The organism is Streptomyces sp. AgN23 (assembly GCF_001598115.1).
In the GTDB taxonomy this organism is placed as follows: domain Bacteria; phylum Actinomycetota; class Actinomycetes; order Streptomycetales; family Streptomycetaceae; genus Streptomyces; species Streptomyces antimycoticus.
Genome location: NZ_CP007153.1, coordinates 5,562,435 through 5,581,160 on the forward strand (window position 1 = coordinate 5,562,435; position 18,726 = coordinate 5,581,160).

Below are 18,726 nucleotides of genomic sequence, written 5' to 3' on the forward strand. Positions count from 1 at the left end.
AAACGACGCCGCGGGCCGCACCTTCCGGTGCGGCCCGCGGCGTCGTGTGCGGAGTCGGCGGGGTGCGCCGGGCGCGTGGCCGGCGCGAAGCCGTGGCTACCCCGGGTTACCCGTGGAGACGGTCAGCTCGATGGTGTCCGTCTTGGGGTTGTACGGCTCGTAGTTCCGGTACGTGTAATTGAGGACGGTGCCCTTGCCCCACAGATTCTCGTCCTGGGTCACCACGCGGTACTTCCAGCCCGCGGCCCGGATGCACTTCTTCACCGAGTCGATGTAGAGGTTCTGGAAGTCGGGCACCGAGTACGTGCCCTTCTCGTCGGAGTCCTCGTAGGCGTCGGTGCACCTCGACGTTTCGATCGTCTTGGTCTTGTCGCCCATGCGGAAGCCCGATGCGGTGTCGGAGGCCGACGGCTTCGACGTCTTGCCGCCGCCACCCCCGCCCCCCTTGCTCTCGTCCTTGGAGCCGTCGTCACCGCTGAACGCGATGGCCAGGACCACGGCGATGACCGCGACCGCCGCGACGACGGCCGAGCCTATGATCACGCGCTTGTTGCCGTTGCCGCCGCCTCCGGACGGCGCCGAGGGCGAGACGCTGTACGGCGGCGGGGTGCTGGGGCCCTGGTACGACGGCGTCGGGGTCTGGTAGCCGTGCTGCCCCATCGGCGGGGTGGCCGGGGCCGGGGTGGACGGGCCGAAGGCGCCGTACTGCCCGGCGGAGGGCTGCGGCTGGTACGGCGTCTGGACGCTGCCGGGGCCGGGGGCGGGCGTCTGCTGGTCGATCGGCGGGAAGACGGCCGAGCCGACGCCGACGCCGCTGCGGGCCGGCGGGCCGCCGCTGATGATGATCGGGGAGGCGCCGGTCTGCCCGGTGCGGGTGACCCGGGCGCATTCGTCGCGCATGGCCTCGGCGGTCGGGAAGCGCTCGTTCGGGTTCTTCTTCAGGGCGCGGGCGACCAGCGCGTCCACCGCCGGGGGAATGGACTGGTTGATCGCGGAGGGCGCGACCGGCTCCTCCTGGACGTGCGCGTACGCGATGGCCAGCGGCGAGTCAGCGTCGAAGGGCAGCCTGCCGGTCAGTAGCTCGAAGAGCATGATGCCGACCGAGTACAGGTCGCTGCGGGCGTCGACGCCGCGGCCCAGCGCCTGCTCGGGGGAGAGGTACTGCGGGGTGCCGACGACCATGCCGGTCTGGGTCATGGAGGTGACCCCGGACTGCATGGCGCGGGCGATGCCGAAGTCCATGACCTTGACCACATTACGCTTGGTCATCATCACGTTACCGGGCTTGATGTCGCGGTGGACCAGCCCCATCTCATGGCTGATTTCCAGCGCCGCCAGCACATCGCCGGTGATCTTCAGCGCCTTTTCGGTCGGCATCGCACCGTATTGCCGGACATCGGTGTCCAGAACCGCGCGCAGCGGCTGGCCCTCGACGTACTCCATGACGATGTACGGCATCAAGGAGCCGTCGACGGAGTCCTCGCCGGTGTCGAAGACCGAGACGATATTGGTGTGCGTGAGTTTCGCTACAGCCTGGGCCTCGCGGCGGAACCGCTCGCGGAAGGACTGCTCGCGCCCCAGCTCGGTATGAAGCGTCTTGATAGCGACCTGGCGGTCCAGTACGGAGTCATAGGCCAGGTGAACGGAAGCCATTCCGCCCTCGCCCAGCAGGTCACGCAGTTGATAGCGGCCGTTCGCCAGAGATTGGCCGTGATACCTGCCTGATGCGCCGTACTGGCTCATTTCGTACTTCCCCCTAGGCGCACTCACTACTCTGACGCGCACGTTTCGACGCATTGATCTTGATGTTCTGGATATCGTGGCCAAGTCTGCCCCAGGCCACGGACACGTCAAGCCGCGTGCCCGTTCCGTGACCGGATGAGCAAGAACCCGTCACGCGATTTGCATCGCTTTGGCGTCAACAGGTTTGATGGCCGGTCCATCACCAACCGATGTACGGCGCGAAGGCTGTAGCGTGCCTAGCAGGAACCGTACCGCCCGCGGGCGGGGCGAGCTCGACCAGACCCCCACCGAGAACGAGACGGCGAGGACCGATGGCACAGACCCAGAGCGCCCAGGGGCCCTCCGAACCTGACGCCAGCGGGTCCGGCATGCCGGACTTGCCGGAAGCGTGGGGTAACGGAGGACTTGTTGGCGATGGTCGATATCGGCTTACCGGTCGTCTCGGCCGCGGCGGTATGGCGGAAGTCTTCGCCGCCGAGGACCTCCGGCTCGGCCGGACGGTCGCGGTCAAGCTGCTCCGCGCCGATCTGGCCGAGGACCCGGTGTCCAAGGCCCGCTTCACCCGCGAGGCACAGTCCGTCGCGGGGCTGAACCACCACGCCGTGGTGGCGGTCTACGACTCCGGCGAGGACACCGTCGGCCAGAACACCGTGCCGTACATCGTCATGGAGTTGGTCGAGGGCCGGACCATCCGCGATCTGCTGCTCAACGCCGAGGCCCCGCCGCCGGATCAGGCGCTGATCATCGTCTCCGGGGTGCTGGAGGCGCTCGCCTACAGCCATCAGCACGGCATCGTGCACCGTGACATCAAGCCCGCCAACGTGATCATCACTCACAGCGGCGCGGTCAAGGTGATGGACTTCGGCATCGCCCGCGCCCTGCACGGCGCGCAGTCCACCATGACCCAGACCGGCATGGTCATGGGCACACCCCAGTACCTCTCGCCGGAGCAGGCCCTCGGCAAGGCCGTGGACCACCGCTCCGACCTGTACGCCACCGGATGTCTGCTCTACGAACTGCTGGCGCTCCGCCCGCCGTTCACCGGGGAGACCCCGCTCTCGGTGGTCTACCAGCACGTCCAGGACACCCCGGTGCCGCCCTCGGAGACCTCCGGCACCGTGCCGCCGGAGCTGGACGGCCTGGTCATGCGCTCCCTCGCCAAGGACCCGGACGACCGGTTCCAGAGCGCCGAGGAAATGCGCGGCATGGTCCAGTACGCGCTGCAGATGCTCCACGAGGCGGGCGGCCACACCGGCGTCTGGAGCACCGGCCCGGTCACCCAGCACCTGGGCGCCGCCACCCCCGCCATGGGCATGCCGGGCGTGCCCGGGGCCACCACCGCGCTGCCGCACCCCGGCCACGGTGAGACCTCCCAGCAGCCGATCGTCAGCGGCCCCGGGGGCGGTGACGGCGGTTCCGGCCGCCGTAAGGGCCGCGGCAAGGTGTGGCTGATCGCGGTGCTCGCGGTGATCGCGGTCGCGGCGGGGGTCGCCTTCGCCCTGCAGTACGGCAAGAAGGACGACGACAAGCAGCCGACCAAGCCCAAGACGTCGGTCACCCAGGACAAGACCCCCAAGCCGAGCGACGAGCCGACCGACGACACGGGCGACGGCTCGGTCCCGACCGACGACTCCACCGCCGGGAACACGGGCGACGACTACACCCCGTCCGAGGACCCGACGCCGACGTACTCCGATGACCCCACGGACGAGCCGACGGACTCGGAGACGGACCCGGGCACCAACGTGCCCACCGAGGAGCCGACCACCCCGGGCGGCAATGAGCCGACCACCGAGCCCACCGACGACGGGCCGACCGAGCCCACCGCCGACCCCACCGGTACGACGGGCGCCACGGACGGCGGCATTCCGTAACGGCCCGGGGGCCCGGCGCCCCTGCAGCCGTCTGGGTCACCCGCAGAAGGCGTCGCGGACCGCGTCGTACTCCCGGGTCCACCACACCACCAGCGCCGCGGCCGCCGGGAACTGCGGATCGGCGCGCCGGTCCCCGCGCTGGTAGCGCCAGCGCAGCATCCAGAAGTCATTGAGCCGCTCCCACCACACCCGGTGCACGGCCGCGGCCAGCTCGGAGGCCCCGGCCCCCGCCGTGCAGCGGTACGCCCGTGCGTAGGAGCGCACCTTGGGGAGCTCCAGGGTGCCGTCGGGCCGTACGAAGAAGATCGCGGCGGCCCGGACCGCCTCCTCGGCGCGCGGCTGCACCCCGAGCCGGTCCCAGTCGACGATGGCGGCCGGTTCCGTGTCGCGGTAGAGCAGATTCAGCGGGTGGAAGTCGCCGTGCACCCAGCCGGCGACCGGGATGGCGTGGGTCTCCGGGCGGCGGTGGGCGTGCCGCTCCAGCAGCGTCCGCCGCTCGACCAGGCGGTGCTCGGCGAGTTCGTCGAAGCTGTCGCGGTCCCGGCGCCCCGGGATCAGCGTGAGCAGCTCGTCGATGACGTCGAAGGTGTCCTCGGGGTCGGCCGCCTCCTCGGGCGGCCGGCGGTCGCCCGTACGGGCCCGCATGACGCGCTCCAGACAGGTGTGGACAAGTCCGAGCAGTCCGCCCAGCCGCGAGCACTGGGGGGTGGTCAGCTCACCGCCGGCGCGGTGCTGTCCGTCGATCCAGGGGTGTAACGCGTAGCAGCGGCCGCCGATGACGGCGACCGTACGGCCGTGGGCGTCGGGGACCGGCGGGGCGACGGGCACCCCGAGCGCGTCCAGCCGCTGGGTGACCCGGTGCTGGCGGGCGATGGCGGTGCGGTCGCCGTCGAGGTGGTGTTTGAGGAAGAAGCGGCCGCGGGTGGTGGCGAGGTGGTAGCCCCGGTTGAGCAGCCCCTGGGTGAGCGGTTCGCAGGAGACGGCCTCACCGGCGCTGTCGTAGCGGCGGAGCAGGGCGCCCAGGGTTTCCCCGTCGGGAGCGGCCTCGGCGGAGTGTACATGTGAGCGCGGCACCTGCCAGATGTTAGATCACCGGGGATCACCGCCATGGCGCGCGAGGACGGCGACGCACGGTACACCGGGGTACGGCCGGTTGACCGAGACGGGGCCCGGCGCTTCTCGGCCCGCGTCGCCCGCCCGGGGCCGGGGTGTCCGACGGGTCTTGGCGCCTGCGGCGGGCTGCTTCCCCTCCCGCCCCTTCCCTCGACCGGGACTTGCTTCCCCTCCCGCCCCTTCCCTCGACCGGGACTCCGCCCCAGACCCCGGGGCAAGGCCCCCGCCACGCGGCGGACACCCCCCGCAGCGCTTCTGGGCCTAATCCGAACGACGGACCCTAGTGCTTCTGGGGCTGGGTCGCCTGCATCCGGGCGACATAGGCCGCCGCCTGCGACCGGCGCTCCATGCCCAGCTTGGCGAGCAGGCTGGAGACATAGTTCTTGATCGTCTTCTCGGCGAGATGGAGCCGCTCGCCGATCGCCCGATTGGTGAGCCCCTCCCCGATCAGCAGCAGGATGCGGCGCTCCTGCTCGGTGAGGGCGGCGAGCCGGTCGTCCGGTTTGGCGGCCGTCTGGCCGCGCAGCCGCTCCAGCACCCGGGCGGTGGCCACCGGGTCGAGCAGCGACCGGCCCGCGGCCACGTCCCGGACGGCGGAGAGCAGTTCCTCGCCGCGAATGTCTTTCAGGACATAGCCGGAGGCACCCGCGATGATGGCGTCGAAGAGGGCCTCGTCGTCGGCGAAGGAGGTGAGCATCATGCAGCGGATGCTCTCGTCGCGGGCGCGGATCTCCCGGCAGACCTCGACCCCGCTGCGGTCGGGCAGCCGGATGTCCAGGACGGCGACATCCGGGCGGGCGGCCGGGATCCGCGCCAGGGCGTCGGCCGCGGTGCCCGCCTCGCCGACCACCTCCATGTCCGGCTCGCTCGCGAGCAGATCCCGTACGCCGCGCCGGACGACTTCATGGTCGTCAACCAGGAATATCCCTATTTTTCCTTCTTCGCGCACGGATCCAGTCTCACACACCATGTCTTCCCGTGCCCTTGTCCCGCGGGATAACGTGCGCTTGTCCGGCGGCTGGCGAGGCTGTGACCAGTGGATGTTTCCCGCCTCGCGCGATTTACTTGGAAATCCAAGCAAAATTGCAGGTCAGGTGGGGTTTCGCAGACATGCGAGGCACTGGGTAACGTGCCTTGTGCAGGGCCAGCCGCCGGGAACCTGTCACGCCCGGCCATGCCTCGGCGCACCCACCCCGTGTGCCGAGACGGAACGGGCGAGCCGCAACTGGCCGCCGGCGGATCCCGGGGGCCGGACAGACGGAGGAGCACACGTGACCGTGGAGAGCACTGCCGCGCGCAAGCCGCGCCGCAGCGGAGCCAAGCGCAGCACCACCGCGCGGGACGCCAAGAAGCAGCCGGAGGCCCAGACCGAACTCGTACAGCTGCTGACCCCCGAGGGCGAGCGTGTCGAGCACCCCGAATACGCCATCGACCCGACCCCGGAGGAGCTGCGCGGTCTGTACCGGGACATGGTGCTGACACGGCGGTTCGACGCCGAGGCGACCACCCTGCAGCGCCAGGGCGAACTGGGCCTGTGGGCGTCGCTGCTCGGCCAGGAAGCGGCGCAGATCGGCTCCGGCCGGGCGCTGCACGACGACGACTACGTCTTCCCGACCTACCGCGAGCACGGTGTGGCCTGGTGCCGTGGCGTCGACCCGACCAACCTGCTCGGGATGTTCCGCGGGGTGAACCACGGCGGCTGGGACCCGAACAGCAACAACTTCCACCTGTACACCATCGTGATCGGCTCGCAGACGCTGCACGCGACCGGCTACGCGATGGGCATCGCCAAGGACGGCGCCGACGCCGCGGTCCTGGCCTACTTCGGTGACGGCGCCTCCAGCCAGGGCGACGTCGCCGAGTCGTTCACCTTCTCCGCGGTGTACAACGCGCCGGTGGTCTTCTTCTGCCAGAACAACCAGTGGGCCATCTCCGAGCCCACCGAGAAGCAGACCCGGGTCCCGCTCTACCAGCGCGCCCAGGGCTACGGCTTCCCCGGCGTGCGGGTGGACGGCAATGACGTCCTCGCCTGCCTGGCCGTCACCAAGGCCGCGCTGGAGCGGGCGCGCACCGGGCAGGGCCCGATGCTCATCGAGGCGTTCACCTACCGCATGGGCGCCCACACCACCTCCGACGACCCGACGCGCTACCGCTCCCCCGAGGAGCGGGAGCTGTGGGAGACCAAGGACCCGATCCTGCGGCTGCGCACCCTGCTGACCCGCGAGGGCCTGGCCGACGACGCGTTCTTCGCCGAGCTGGAGCGGGAGAGCGACGCGCTGGCCAAGCGCGTGCGGGACGCGGTGCGGGCCATGCCCGACCCGGATGACATGGCGCTGTTCGAGCACACCTACGCCGACGGGCACGCGCTCGTCGACGAGGAGCGGGCCCAGTTCGCCGAGTACCAGGCTTCGTTCGTCACCGCTGAGGAGGGCATCTGACATGGCCGCCGAGAAGATGTCGCTCTCCAAGGCGATCAACGCGTCACTGCGCACGGCCCTCGAGTCCGACCCCAAGGTCCTGATCATGGGCGAGGACGTCGGCAAGCTGGGAGGCGTCTTCCGCGTCACCGACGGGCTGCAGAAGGACTTCGGCGAGGACCGGGTCATCGACACCCCGCTCGCCGAGTCCGGCATCGTGGGCACCGCGATCGGGCTCGCGCTGCGCGGCTACCGCCCGGTGGTGGAGATCCAGTTCGACGGTTTCGTCTTCCCCGCCTACGACCAGATCGTCACCCAGCTCGCCAAGATGCACGCACGCTCGCTCGGCAAGGTCAAGCTGCCGGTCGTCATCCGCATTCCGTACGGCGGCGGCATCGGCGCGGTGGAGCACCACAGCGAGTCGCCCGAGGCGCTGTTCGCGCATGTGGCCGGGCTGAAGGTGATCTCGCCCGCCAACGCCTCCGACGCGTACTGGATGCTGCAGCAGGCCATCGGCAGCGACGACCCGGTGATCTACTTCGAGCCCAAGCGCCGCTACCACGACAAGTCCGAGGTCGACACCGCCGCGATCCCCGGTCCGCTGCACGCCGCCCGGGTGGTGCGGCCGGGGGCGGACCTGACCCTCGCGGCCTACGGCCCGATGGTGAAGGTCGCCCTGGACGCCGCCGCTGCCGCCGCCGAGGAGGGCAAGTCGATCGAGGTCGTGGACCTGCGGTCGATGTCGCCGATCGACTTCGACACCATCCAGCGTTCCGTGGAGCGGACGGGCCGGCTGGTCGTCGTCCACGAGGCTCCGGTATTCCTGGGCACTGGGTCGGAGATCGCCGCGCGCATCACCGAGAGGTGCTTCTATCACCTCGAGGCTCCGGTGCTGCGGGTCGGCGGCTTCCACTCGCCGTACCCGCCGTCACGGCTCGAGGACGAGTACCTTCCGGGGCTGGACCGGGTGCTCGACGCCGTAGACCGCGCGTTGGCGTACTGAAGGGCTTGAGGAGATCGTGACGATGACCGCAGTCGAACAGCGCTTCCGTGAGTTCAAGATGCCCGATGTGGGCGAGGGACTGACCGAGGCCGAGATCCTCAAGTGGTTCGTGGCGCCGGGCGACACCGTGACCGACGGTCAGGTGGTGTGCGAGGTCGAGACCGCCAAGGCCGCCGTCGAGCTGCCCATCCCCTTCGACGGCGTGGTGCACGAGCTGCGCTTCGACGAGGGCACCACCGTGGACGTGGGCACGCCGATCATCTCGGTGGACACCGACCCGGGAGCGGGGGAGGCGCCGCCCCAGGCCGCTCCCGCCGCGGGGAAGCCCGCCGAGAAGCCCGCCGCCGAGGCCGAGCCCGCCGAGAAGGAGGGCCGCCAGGCCAACCTGGTCGGCTACGGGGCGGCGCCAGCCTCCACCAAGCGCCGTCCGCGCAAGCCGGTGCCGGGCTCCCAGGGCTCGGTGCCCGCCCCCTCCGCCGGGGCGCCCGCGCCCCAGGAGCCCGCGCCCGCCCCCGCGCGCCCCGAGGCCGCGCCCGCGCCCTCACCCTCGCCCGAACTGAACGGCAGTGGCCGGACGGCCCGGCCGCTGGCGAAGCCCCCGGTCCGCAAGCTGGCCAAGGACCTGGGCATCGACCTGGAGGCGGTCACCCCGAGCGGGCCGGACGGGATCATCACCCGCGAGGACGTCCACGCGGCCGCCGAGGCCGTCCAGACGGCCCGGGAGACGCCCGTGGCGGCCCCGTCCAGGGCCGTGGAGGGCCGGGAGCGCCGGGTGCCCGTGAAGGGCGTACGGAAGGCCACCGCGCAGGCGATGGTCAACAGCGCCTTCACCGCCCCGCATGTGACCGAGTTCGTGACGGTCGACGTGACCCGCACGATGAAGCTCGTCGCCGACCTCAAGCAGGACCCGGCGATGGCCGGGCTTCGGGTCAACCCGCTGCTGCTGGTCGCCAAGGCCCTGCTGGTGGCCATCCGGCGCAACCCGGACGTCAACGCCACCTGGGACGAGGACAACCAGGAGATCGTCTACAAGGACTACGTCAATCTGGGCATCGCGGCCGCCACGCCGCGCGGGCTGATCGTCCCCAACATCAAGGACGCCCACGCCAAGACCCTGCCCGAACTGGCGTCCGCCCTGGGCGAGCTGGTCACCACCGCCCGTGAGGGCAAGACCACCCCGGCCGACATGTCCGGCGGCACGGTCACCATCACCAACGTCGGCGTCTTCGGCATCGACGCGGGCACGCCGATCCTCAACCCCGGTGAGTCCGCGATCCTCGCCTTCGGCACCGTCAAGCTCCAGCCGTGGGTCCACAAGGGCGAGGTCAAGCCCCGCCAGGTGACCACGCTCGCGCTCTCCTTCGACCACCGGCTGGTCGACGGCGAGTTGGGCTCCAAGGTGCTCGCGGATGTCGCGGCCGTCCTGGAGCGCCCGAAGCGCCTGATCACGTGGGCGTGAGGTAGCGGCAGACCCCATCCCCCGTCCGCATCGCGGACGGGGGATGAGTGCGCATGCATCTTGTATCTATGATGTGCGCATCATGAGTCCCGCCGATACGGCCACCAAGCCGCCGCCCGCCGCCGAACGCGTCTACCACCACGTCAAACAAGCCGTCCTCGACCGCCGCTACGAGGGCGGCACACTGCTGAGCGAGGGCGAACTCGCGGACGCCGTCGGGGTCTCCCGTACGCCCGTCCGGGAGGCGCTGCTGCGCCTGGAGGCCGAGGGGCTGCTCAAGCTCTATCCGAAGAAGGGTGCTCTGGTGCTGCCCGTCTCCTCCCAGGAGATCGCGGATGTGGTCGAGACCCGGCTGCTGGTGGAGCAGCACGCGGTCGCCAAGGTCGTCCCGGCCGGGGAACGGCTCCTGGGGCGGCTCGAGGAGCTGCTGGAGGAGCAGAAGGCGCACGCGGTGGCCGGAGATCTGGCCGCCTTCGCGGCCGCCGACCGCTGCTTCCACGCGGCGATCGTCAGGGCGGCGGGAAACGCCATCCTGGCGCAGCTCTACGACCAGTTGAGGGACCGCCAGCTCCGGATGGGCGTGGCCACCATGCACGCCGAGCCCGGCCGGATCGCCAAGAACATCACCGAGCACACGGAGATCCTCCGGGCCCTGCGCGCCGGGGACGCCGGCTTCGCGTCCGGGCTGGTGCAGCGCCACATCAGCTGGGTGAACAACCTCGCCCGGGGTGAGGCGCGATGACCTCGGCCCAGTTGCCCGGGGATCCGCCCGGCGGCCGTCGTGCCGTCGCCGTGTGGGGTCTGGGCGTCGCCGTCTACTTCGTCGCCATCACCTATCGCACCAGCCTCGGCGTCGCCGGTATCGACGCCGCCGAGCGCTTCCACATCAACGCGTCGGCGCTGTCGACCTTCTCCATCCTGCAGGTGCTGGTCTACGCCGGGATGCAGATACCGGTCGGGCTCATGGTCGACCGTCTCGGCACCCGTAAGGTGCTCATGCTCGGGGTGGTGCTCTTCACCCTGGGGCAGTTCGGCTTCGCGTTCTCCCACTCCTACGGGATGGCGCTGGGCTCCCGGGCGCTGCTCGGCTGCGGTGACGCGATGACCTTCATCAGCGTGCTGCGGCTCGGCTCGCGCTGGTTCCCGGCCCGCCGTGGGCCGCTCATCGCCCAGATCGCCGCGCTCTTCGGCATGGCGGGCAACCTGGTCTCCACGCTGGTGATCGCCCGGTCCCTGCACGGCGTCGGCTGGACCACGACCTTCGCGGGCAGCGCGCTCGGCGGCCTGGCCGTCTTCGTCCTGGTGCTGTTCTTCCTCAAGGACCACCCCGAGGGCTTCGAGCCCGCGCCCGCCACGCACCTGGGCGCCGACTACGTCCGCCGGCAGATCGCGGACGCCTGGCGCGAGCCCGGCACCCGGCTCGGCATGTGGGTGCACTTCACCACCCAGTTCCCGGCGATGGTCTTCCTGCTGCTGTGGGGGATGCCGTTCCTGGTCGAGGCGGAGGGGCTGTCCCAGGCGACCGCGGGCCAGCTGCTGACCCTCGTGGTGCTCTCCAACATGGCGGTCGGCCTGGTCTACGGGCAGGTCATCGCCCGGCACCACGCCGCCCGCGCCCCGCTGGCCCTCGGCACGGTCGGCGCCACCGCGCTGCTGTGGGGCACCGTGCTGGTCTGGCCGTCCGCCCACGCGCCCATGTGGCTGCTGGTGGTCCTGTGCGTGGTGCTCGGCGCCTGCGGACCCGCGTCGATGATCGGCTTCGACTTCGCCCGGCCCGCCAATCCGCCCGAGCGGATCGGCACCGCGTCGGGAATCGTCAACATGGGCGGCTTCACGGCCTCGATGACCACCCTGCTGGCCGTCGGCGTGCTGCTGGACCTGACCGGCCAGGACTACCGGATCGCGTTCGCCTCGGTGTTCGTGCTGCAGGCCCTCGGCATCAGCCAGATCCTGCGGCTGCGCGGACGGGCGCACCGCCGGGAGCGCGACCGCGTGGTCGCGAGCCGGGTCGAGGCCGTGCACGTACCGGTGTGACCGCCGTGCACGTACCGGCGTGACCCCCAGGGGCGTCACGGCGTGCTCCCCGAGGCGGCTCACGGCGTGACCCCCCAGGGGGCTTACGGCGCGGTCCCAGGGGGTGTACGGCTGACCCTGCGGGCGGGCGGCGCTACGGCGTGATCCCAGGCGCTGTGCGGCCCGCCCCTCCGGGAGGCGCTACGGCGTGATCGCGAAGTGTCCGAGGATCGCCTCGGCCAGCTGCTGGTCGCCCTCGATCTTCAGCCGCTCCGAGACCGCCTCGGGCCGCACCCGCCCACACGCCAGCCGCAGGTAGGTCTCCCAGTCCAGGGAGAGCGTGGCCGTCGGCCCGAGCGAGACGCTGCCGTCGATGCTGCCCCGGCCGTCCGCGTCGACCCGTACCGTCCGCATGAACTCCATCGGGCCGTTCACATCGAAGACGACGGCCGAGTGGGGCGCCGCGCCCGCGTCCTTGGCGACCACCTTCGGCAGCGCCGACAGCAGCAGATCACGAGTGATCGCGGCGCCCGGCGAGTCCAGATTGCCGGGCTTGTTCAGGGCCCGGCGCAGATCCTGCTCATGCACCCAGATGTCGAAGACCCGCTTCATCAGGGCCTCCCCCAGCGTCACCTCGGAGCCGCCGGGCCAGCGCACCATGGCGTCCGGGGCGCGCTTCTCGTTCCGCAGCTGGCGGCCCCGCCGGATGACGGTGTACTCCAGCTCGGAGGTCATCTCGGGCGCGGTGTGGCAGCGCCGGACGTCGACCTGGACCTCCATGTACCGCGACAGCTCGTTGGTGACGTGGAAGAGGTCACGCGGCAGCGTGTGGATGGGACGGGGATCGCCGAGCATCTCGCATTCGAGTCCGATCACATGCGAGACGACGTCCCGCACCGACCATCCCGGGCACTCGGTGGCGAGGTTCCACTCGCGCTCCGCGAGCGGATTCACCAACTCCGATATCGCGTCGATGGAGTGCGTCCAGGCGTCGATGGAGGTCTGAAGGCTGGGATGGACGGTCACGGGACCCCTCGGGCGGTTGGTGCGCGGGCTGGGTGCTGGTGTGTGCGTTCAAGTTACGCTGCCCACGAGCGCGCGGGCAGTGCTTTCGGCTCTGATCGTAGGCCCGGATCGGCGGCCGGCGGCCTGCTCGCGACGGCCGTGTGCGCCCGCCTCCGCCTTATCTCCGGACAGACCCCAGCACATCGGTCGAAAGCCATCGGGGGGGCGGGGGAATGACACGGGTGGGGCTGCTGTTTCATGGCGATATGGCTCCACGTGCACGCGTCCGCGCCCCCGAGCTGATCGGCCGGGGCGGCTGGCTCAATACCGGCGACAACGACCTCACCCTCACCGACCTGCGAGGGCGCATTGTCATCCTCGACTTCTGGACCTTCTGCTGTGTGAACTGTCTGCACGTCCTGGACGAGCTGCGCGAGCTGGAGGAGAAGCACCGCGACACCGTGGTGATCGTCGGGGTGCACTCGCCGAAGTTCGTCCACGAGGCGGAGCACCAGGCGGTCGTGGACGCGGTCGAGCGCTACGAGGTGCACCACCCGGTCCTCGACGACCCCGAGCTGGCCACCTGGAAGCAGTACGCGGTACGGGCCTGGCCCACCCTCGTCGTCATCGACCCCGAGGGCTATGTGGTCGCCCAGCACGCGGGCGAGGGCCATGCGCACGCCCTGGAGGCCCTCGTGGGGCAGCTCGAGGCCGAGCACGCCGCCAAGGGCACCCTCCGGCGCGGCGACGGCCCATATGTGCCGCCGGAGCCGGTCCCCACCGAGCTGCGCTTCCCCGGTAAGGCGCTGCTGCTGCCCGGCGGCACCTTCCTCGTCTCGGACACCACCCGCCATCAGCTCGTGGAGCTCGCGGCGGACGGCGAGAGCGTGGTGCGGCGGATCGGCGCGGGCGAGCGCGGCCTTACGGATGGCGCGGGCGAGCGGGCCCGCTTCAGCGAGCCCCAAGGGCTCGCCCTGCTCCCCGACGGCACCGTGGCCGTCGCCGACACCGTGAACCACGCGCTGCGCCGCTTCGACCCGGCCACCGGCGAGGTCACCACGCTGGCCGGGACCGGCCGCCAGTGGTGGCAGGGGTCGCCCACTGAGGGGCCCGCCCGGGAGGTCGACCTGTCCTCCCCCTGGGACGTCGCCTGGTTCGCGGGCCGGCTGTGGATCGCCATGGCGGGCGTCCACCAGCTGTGGACCTACGACCCGCGGGCCCGGGCCGTACGGGCCGCCGCCGGGACCACCAACGAGGGTCTGGTCGACGGCCCCGCCGAGGAGGCGTGGTTCGCCCAGCCCTCCGGGCTCGCCGCCACCGAGGACCGGCTGTGGATCGCGGACTCCGAGACGTCCGCGGTGCGGTACGTCGAGCGCGACGGCGACGGCTTCGCCGTCCGTACGGCCGTCGGCACCGGGCTCTTCGACTTCGGCCACCGGGACGGCGCCGCCGAACAGGCGCTGCTCCAGCATCCGCTGGGCGTCACCGCGCTGCCCGACGGCTCGGTGGCGATCTCGGACACCTACAACCACGCGCTGCGCCGCTTCGACCCGGCGACCGGCGAGGTCTCCACGCTCGCCACGGATCTGCGCGAGCCCTCCGGCGCGGTCCTGGCCGACGGGGACATCGTCGTGGTGGAGTCCGCCCGGCACCGGCTGACCCGGCTGCGGCTGCCGGAGGAGGCCGTAAGGGTCGACGCGGTGGCCCACCGCACCCAGCGCGCCGCGACCGACATCGCCCCGGGGACGCTCCGGCTGGACGTGGTCTTCCAGGCGCCCGAGGGGCAGAAGCTGGACACCCGCTACGGCCCCTCCACCCGGCTGCTGGTCAGCTCCACCCCGCCCGAGCTGCTGGCGGGCGGCGAGGGCGCGGGCACGGATCTGAACCGTGAGCTCGTCCTTACGGAGGGCGTGACCGAGGGCGTGCTGCACGTCTCGGCCATGGCCGCCTCCTGTGACGACACGGATTCCGACAGCGGCTCCGCCGCGGGGGCCAACGAGTACCCGGCCTGCCATGTGCACCAGCAGGACTGGGGCGTCCCGGTGCGGATCACCGAGGGCGGCGCGACCCGGCTGCCGCTGGTGCTCGCCGGCATGGACGGCTGAGCCCCGACCGGCGGTCCGCCGGGGCAGTTGGGCAGCGTGGAGTACTGCACCTGGTCCTGGCGGATGCGGATGCCCGGCCCCCACATCCGCTTGCCGTCCGGTAAGACGCGGAACCACATGCTGCTGTGCCCGCCCGCCTCGTCGGTCACCGTGACGCCGTTGGCGATGCGGCAGTCGGCGCGCGGTACGGCGCCGTGCCAGACCCGGCCCACGATGTTCGACGGGCGGTAGGCCACGTACGGATCCCCGGCCAGGCCCAGGGAACAGGCGCGGACCCGCTGGTCCTGGCAGTCCTTCTCGGCGTTGTAGACGGTGATCCGGGCGTCGCCCAGGGGTGAGGGGCCCGCCGCGCCGCCCGGGGACCCGCCGTCGTCGGACGACCGGAGGGCGATGATGCCTGCCGTGCCCCCGGCGATGATGACGACGGCGCCCACCGCCGTGAGCGTGAGCCGAGGCCGGCGCCGGGACGGCCGGTCCTCCGGAGGCCGTCCGGGGGCGGCGGCGCGGACGCGCCGGGCTCCGGCCCGGTCCCCTCGGCGGCCTGCACGGCGGCCTCGGCCTCGGTGGCCCGGTGCAGCAGGGGCGCGCCCCGCCCTGGGGCCGAGGTGCTGTCGCGGCTCGTCACGCCCTTCTCGGCGGCCTTCCCGGCCTTCGCCGCCTCGGCGTCATGGCCCGCGGTGTCGCCTGAGCCCGAGCAGCCCAGGAGTCCGGTGGCGCCGATGCCCGCCGCGGCGATGGCGGGGACCCCCTGGCCAGGAGGACCCGGCGCCGGCCGCCGCTGATGGAGTGCGTCACCTGGATTCCCCCTCGGTGAGAGCGCCGACGGCGGACGTCGGCACGGCTCGGTCAAGGCCGCCGGGCCGTTCGCCGCGGCGACGGGAACCACTGTGGGCCGCGGGACGGGGCCTTTCCGGGGCCGAGCCGTCCTTTGGGACGTCCCATCCGGGCGCGCCCCTGATGGCCTGCCAAGACGGCCATGGGAAGGGCCAGGAGCGGGACACGGAGGGCGGTGCCGTGGGACATGACGAGACGGCCCCCGCCGAGGCGGGGGCCGTCCGGGGCAGGTAGCCGGGGGGAGGCGGCTACCTGTCCAGCTGGGTGGCTCGGATCGAGCGGTCACCGGAGGGAAGGCCGGGCGGTCACCGGGGGGAAGGCCACGCGGTCACCGGTGGGAGCGCCGGGCGGTCACCAGAGGAGGGCGTCGGACGCGTCGCTCTGCCAGTAGCCGACCGCCGCCCCGTCCCCGATCTCCACCGAGTCGCCGGGGAGATCGACGGCACGGCGGCTGTCCTCGCCGGCGAGGGAGACGGTCAACCCGGTGGCCTTACGGCCGTCGGCGGCCGGGGCGTTCGCCGCGGAGGTGGTCAGGCCCGCGTAACCGCTCTCACCGGGCGGCAGCGTGACGACCGTCTGCGGCCGGGTGTTCTCGTCCTGCGGCACGGCCGCCCGCCCGTCGTTGAACCGCACCACGGGGGAGCCGATGAGACGGCAGGTCACCCCGGACTGGTTGGTGATCTCCAGCAGCAGATGGCTGGCCGGCCGGGGGACGGAGGTGACGCTCACCGACATCGTGTCGAGACGGCAGACGCCGGTCTCGCCCTCGACGCCGCTGTCGGCCCGCAGACCGCCCTGGGCGCCGGCGTCGGCCCCGCCCGCCACCGTCTCCCGCGCGGCCTGCTGGGCGCCGCCCTGGAGGTCTTCCTCGTTGGCGGTGGGGACGGTGGGGGCGGTGGGGGCGGCCGAGGCCATGCTCTCCGCCTTGCCGGCCGTCTTCACGCCCGACGCGTCGGCGGTGCCGCACGCCGCGAGGGTGATGCCCGCGGCGACGACGGTCAGGCCGGCCGCGACCGAGCGCAGGGTGCCGGCGCGGTGGGCGAGGCGGGCGGTGGTGAGCGGCATGGCGGGTCTCCCCTCAGCGGGCGTTCGGGCGTTCTCCGGTACGGCATAAGCCTGTCCGGACCCGCTGCCGTTCGGCTGGTGAACGGCTGCCGCCCGCTAACGTCCCGCTAACGCCCCGCTGTTCACCCCTGCTCAGGCCCCCTGTGACGGTTCGCCGGAGGCCCCGCCGGACCCCTCGCCCGGGGTCTCGCCGCGCCCGCTCCCGTCGCCCTGGGCGAAGAGCTTCACCAGGTCGCTCATCACGTAGCGGTTGGTGGCCTCCTCGTCCAGCAGATGCATCTCCGCCAGCCGCTCCAGGGAGTCCTGGATCAGCTCGGGGTCCGCCCCCGACAGCGCGGCCGCCTCGGCGGTGTTGACCTCCCGCGCGAAACCGGTGCCCAGGGCCCGCAGCAGCTGTGCGTCGTCCGCCGAGAGCCGGGCCACGGAGTTGCGCAGCGCGGCGGCCACTCCGGTGTCCTCCGCCGACAGCAGCGCGAGCCGGCGGCGCTCGTCGCGCAGCGCGGTGGCCAGCCGGCCCAGCCGCCAGCGGGGCCGGGCCATCAGCTGGGCGGAGGCGGCGCGCAGCGCCAGTGGCAGCCCGTCGCACAGGGCCACCAGCTCCCGTGCGGCCTCCGGGTCCTCGGCGACCCGGGCGGGGCCCAGCAGCGCGCCCAGCAGGGCCGCCCCGTCCTCGGTGCCGAGGGCGTGCAGCCGTACGGGGCGGGCGGCGTCGGTGGCGATCAGCCCGTCCAGCCTGCTGCGGCTGGTGACCAGCGTGGCGCAGTGGGGCCCGCCGGGCAGCAGCGGACGCACCTGGGCGGAGCTGCCCGCGTTGTCCAGCACCACCAGCAGCCGGCGGCGGGCCGCCAGCGAGCGGTACAGCGCGGACGCGGCCTCGGTCGAGGTGGGGATCTGCTCGGCCGGGGTGCCCAGGGCGAGCAGGAATTCGCGCAGCACCTCGGCGGGCACCGTCGCCTCGCCGCCGCTGAAGCCGCGCAGATCCGCGAAGAGCCGTCCGTCGGGGAAGGCGGCGGCCTGGGCGTGGCCCCAGTGGACCGCCAGGCCGGTCTTGCCGACCCCGGCGGGCCCGGTGAGCAGGGCGATACCGCCCTCCTGGGGGTAGCCGCCGGAACCGCCCTGGGCCGGTTCGGCGCTGCCCCGGGTCAGCCGGGTCAGCTCGGCCAGCTCCGCGCCCCGGCCGTGGAAGCCCGCCGGGGGCCGGGGGAGCAGCTCGGGTACGGGCGCGGCGGCCGACGCGGCGGCGGCCACGGACTGCGGATGCGACGGGGTCGACGGCACCGGCTGCCCCGAGGGGCCCGGCGCTCCGGCCCTCTCGGCGCCGGCCTGGGGCCCGTCGGCCTCGGGGACCGCCCGCAGGATCTCCTGGTACGCGGCGGTCAGCCGCTGGCCCGGGTCGACCCCCAGGTCGTCGTCGAGGAGCTGCCGGGTGCGGTGGAACCAGGCGATGGCGTCGGACTGCCGTCCGGAGCGGTACAGCGCCAGCATCAGGGCGGCGATCAGCCCCTCGCGCAGCGGGTTGGCGACGGCGGCGGGGTGCAGTGCGCGCACCGCCTCCTCATGCTCGCCCAGCGCCTTGTGCGCCCGGGCCAGGGCCTCCACGGCGCTCAGCCGGCGCTCCTCCAGGGCGTGCGCGGCGGCCGCGAACGGCGGGCTGGCCACGGTCCCGGTGAGCGCCGGGCCGCGCCACAGGCCGAGCGCCTGGCGGAGCAGCCGGACGGCCTCGCCGGGGGCGGACTCCGGGCTGGCCTGGGCGGTCAGCTGGTCGAAGCGCTGGGTGTCGATCAGGGACTCGGGTATGCGCAGCAGATAGGCGGAGCTGTGGGTGGCCAGCTCGACACCGTGCTCCTCGGCGCCGCCCTCGGCCAGCGCGGCGCGGAGCCGGGAGACATGGCCCTGGATGACGGTCCGGGCGTGGGCTGGCGGCTCGTCCTCCCACAGGCTGGTTATCAACTGCTCCACGGACACCGTCGCGTTGGGCCGCAGCAGCAGCATCGCGAGCACGCTGCGCCGTTTGGCGGGCCCCAGCGGTAGCTCGATGGGCGCTGTCGGCGGTCCCGCGATGACGGTCACCGGTCCCAGCACGGAGAAGTCCAAC

Annotated in this window: 14 protein-coding genes; 8 read left to right on the forward strand and 6 right to left on the reverse strand. The window is 72.5% G+C overall.

Features of this window, described 5'->3' with window-relative positions:
* Positions 1-96 precede the first annotated feature (96 nt).
* Positions 97-1,743, reverse strand: a complete 1,647-nt coding sequence (locus AS97_RS23945; RefSeq protein WP_059143789.1) for a protein kinase — start codon at positions 1,741-1,743, stop codon at positions 97-99.
* A gap of 311 nt (positions 1,744-2,054) precedes the next feature.
* Here AS97_RS23945 and AS97_RS23950 point away from each other — a divergent pair, with 311 nt between their 5' ends.
* Positions 2,055-3,617 carry a protein kinase gene (locus AS97_RS23950; RefSeq protein ID WP_079059327.1) on the forward strand — a complete coding sequence of 521 codons (1,563 nt, stop codon included), beginning with the start codon at positions 2,055-2,057 and terminating at the stop codon, positions 3,615-3,617.
* Positions 3,618-3,653: 36 nt separating this feature from the next.
* On the opposite strand, the gene AS97_RS23955 is transcribed toward AS97_RS23950, so the two are convergent.
* The gene (locus tag AS97_RS23955) at positions 3,654-4,691 is read right to left on the reverse strand and encodes a phosphotransferase (RefSeq protein ID WP_210565619.1); all 1,038 of its coding nucleotides are present in this window, start codon (positions 4,689-4,691) and stop codon (positions 3,654-3,656) included.
* 319 nt (positions 4,692-5,010) lie between these two features.
* Positions 5,011-5,679: a response regulator transcription factor gene (locus AS97_RS23960; protein WP_059143791.1), complete on the reverse strand. Its 669-nt coding sequence runs from the start codon at positions 5,677-5,679 to the stop codon at positions 5,011-5,013.
* A gap of 322 nt (positions 5,680-6,001) precedes the next feature.
* On the opposite strand from AS97_RS23960, the gene pdhA reads away from it, so the two are divergent.
* From pdhA to AS97_RS23985, 5 genes are all read left to right on the forward strand, one after another.
* Positions 6,002-7,168, forward strand: a complete 1,167-nt coding sequence (pdhA, locus tag AS97_RS23965; protein ID WP_059143792.1) for a pyruvate dehydrogenase (acetyl-transferring) E1 component subunit alpha — start codon at positions 6,002-6,004, stop codon at positions 7,166-7,168.
* Position 7,169: 1 nt separating this feature from the next.
* A complete protein-coding gene (locus tag AS97_RS23970) occupies positions 7,170-8,150 on the forward strand; it encodes an alpha-ketoacid dehydrogenase subunit beta (protein WP_059143793.1) in 981 nt (326 codons plus the stop codon).
* 22 nt (positions 8,151-8,172) lie between these two features.
* A complete protein-coding gene (locus tag AS97_RS23975; protein ID WP_059143794.1) occupies positions 8,173-9,609 on the forward strand; it encodes a dihydrolipoamide acetyltransferase family protein in 1,437 nt (478 codons plus the stop codon).
* An 82-nt stretch (positions 9,610-9,691) separates the two neighbouring features.
* Positions 9,692-10,351, forward strand: a complete 660-nt coding sequence (locus tag AS97_RS23980; RefSeq protein ID WP_059143825.1) for a GntR family transcriptional regulator — start codon at positions 9,692-9,694, stop codon at positions 10,349-10,351.
* On the forward strand, positions 10,348-11,643 hold the full coding sequence (locus AS97_RS23985; protein ID WP_059143795.1) for an MFS transporter: 1,296 nt from the start codon (positions 10,348-10,350) through the stop codon (positions 11,641-11,643). The genes AS97_RS23980 and AS97_RS23985 overlap by 4 nt, the downstream gene beginning before the upstream one ends.
* Before the next feature lie 180 nt (positions 11,644-11,823).
* Here AS97_RS23985 and AS97_RS23990 read toward each other — a convergent pair whose 3' ends face one another.
* Positions 11,824-12,648 carry a maleylpyruvate isomerase family mycothiol-dependent enzyme gene (locus AS97_RS23990; protein ID WP_059143796.1) on the reverse strand — a complete coding sequence of 275 codons (825 nt, stop codon included), beginning with the start codon at positions 12,646-12,648 and terminating at the stop codon, positions 11,824-11,826.
* A 245-nt stretch (positions 12,649-12,893) separates the two neighbouring features.
* Between AS97_RS23990 and AS97_RS23995 the strand changes: the two genes are divergently transcribed.
* Together AS97_RS23995 and AS97_RS24000 are read left to right on the forward strand one after the other, a co-directional pair.
* Complete coding sequence (locus tag AS97_RS23995; protein WP_210565620.1) at positions 12,894-14,732, forward strand: NHL domain-containing thioredoxin family protein; 1,839 nt, start codon at positions 12,894-12,896, stop codon at positions 14,730-14,732.
* Positions 14,733-14,768: 36 nt separating this feature from the next.
* Entirely contained in the window at positions 14,769-14,963 is a 195-nt protein-coding gene (locus tag AS97_RS24000) for a hypothetical protein (protein WP_210565621.1), read from the forward strand.
* A gap of 954 nt (positions 14,964-15,917) precedes the next feature.
* On the opposite strand, the gene AS97_RS24005 is transcribed toward AS97_RS24000, so the two are convergent.
* Complete coding sequence (locus AS97_RS24005; RefSeq protein ID WP_210565622.1) at positions 15,918-16,631, reverse strand: DUF4232 domain-containing protein; 714 nt, start codon at positions 16,629-16,631, stop codon at positions 15,918-15,920.
* A 132-nt stretch (positions 16,632-16,763) separates the two neighbouring features.
* A complete protein-coding gene (locus AS97_RS24010) occupies positions 16,764-18,725 on the reverse strand; it encodes a BTAD domain-containing putative transcriptional regulator (protein WP_210565623.1) in 1,962 nt (653 codons plus the stop codon).
* Position 18,726 lies beyond the last annotated feature (1 nt).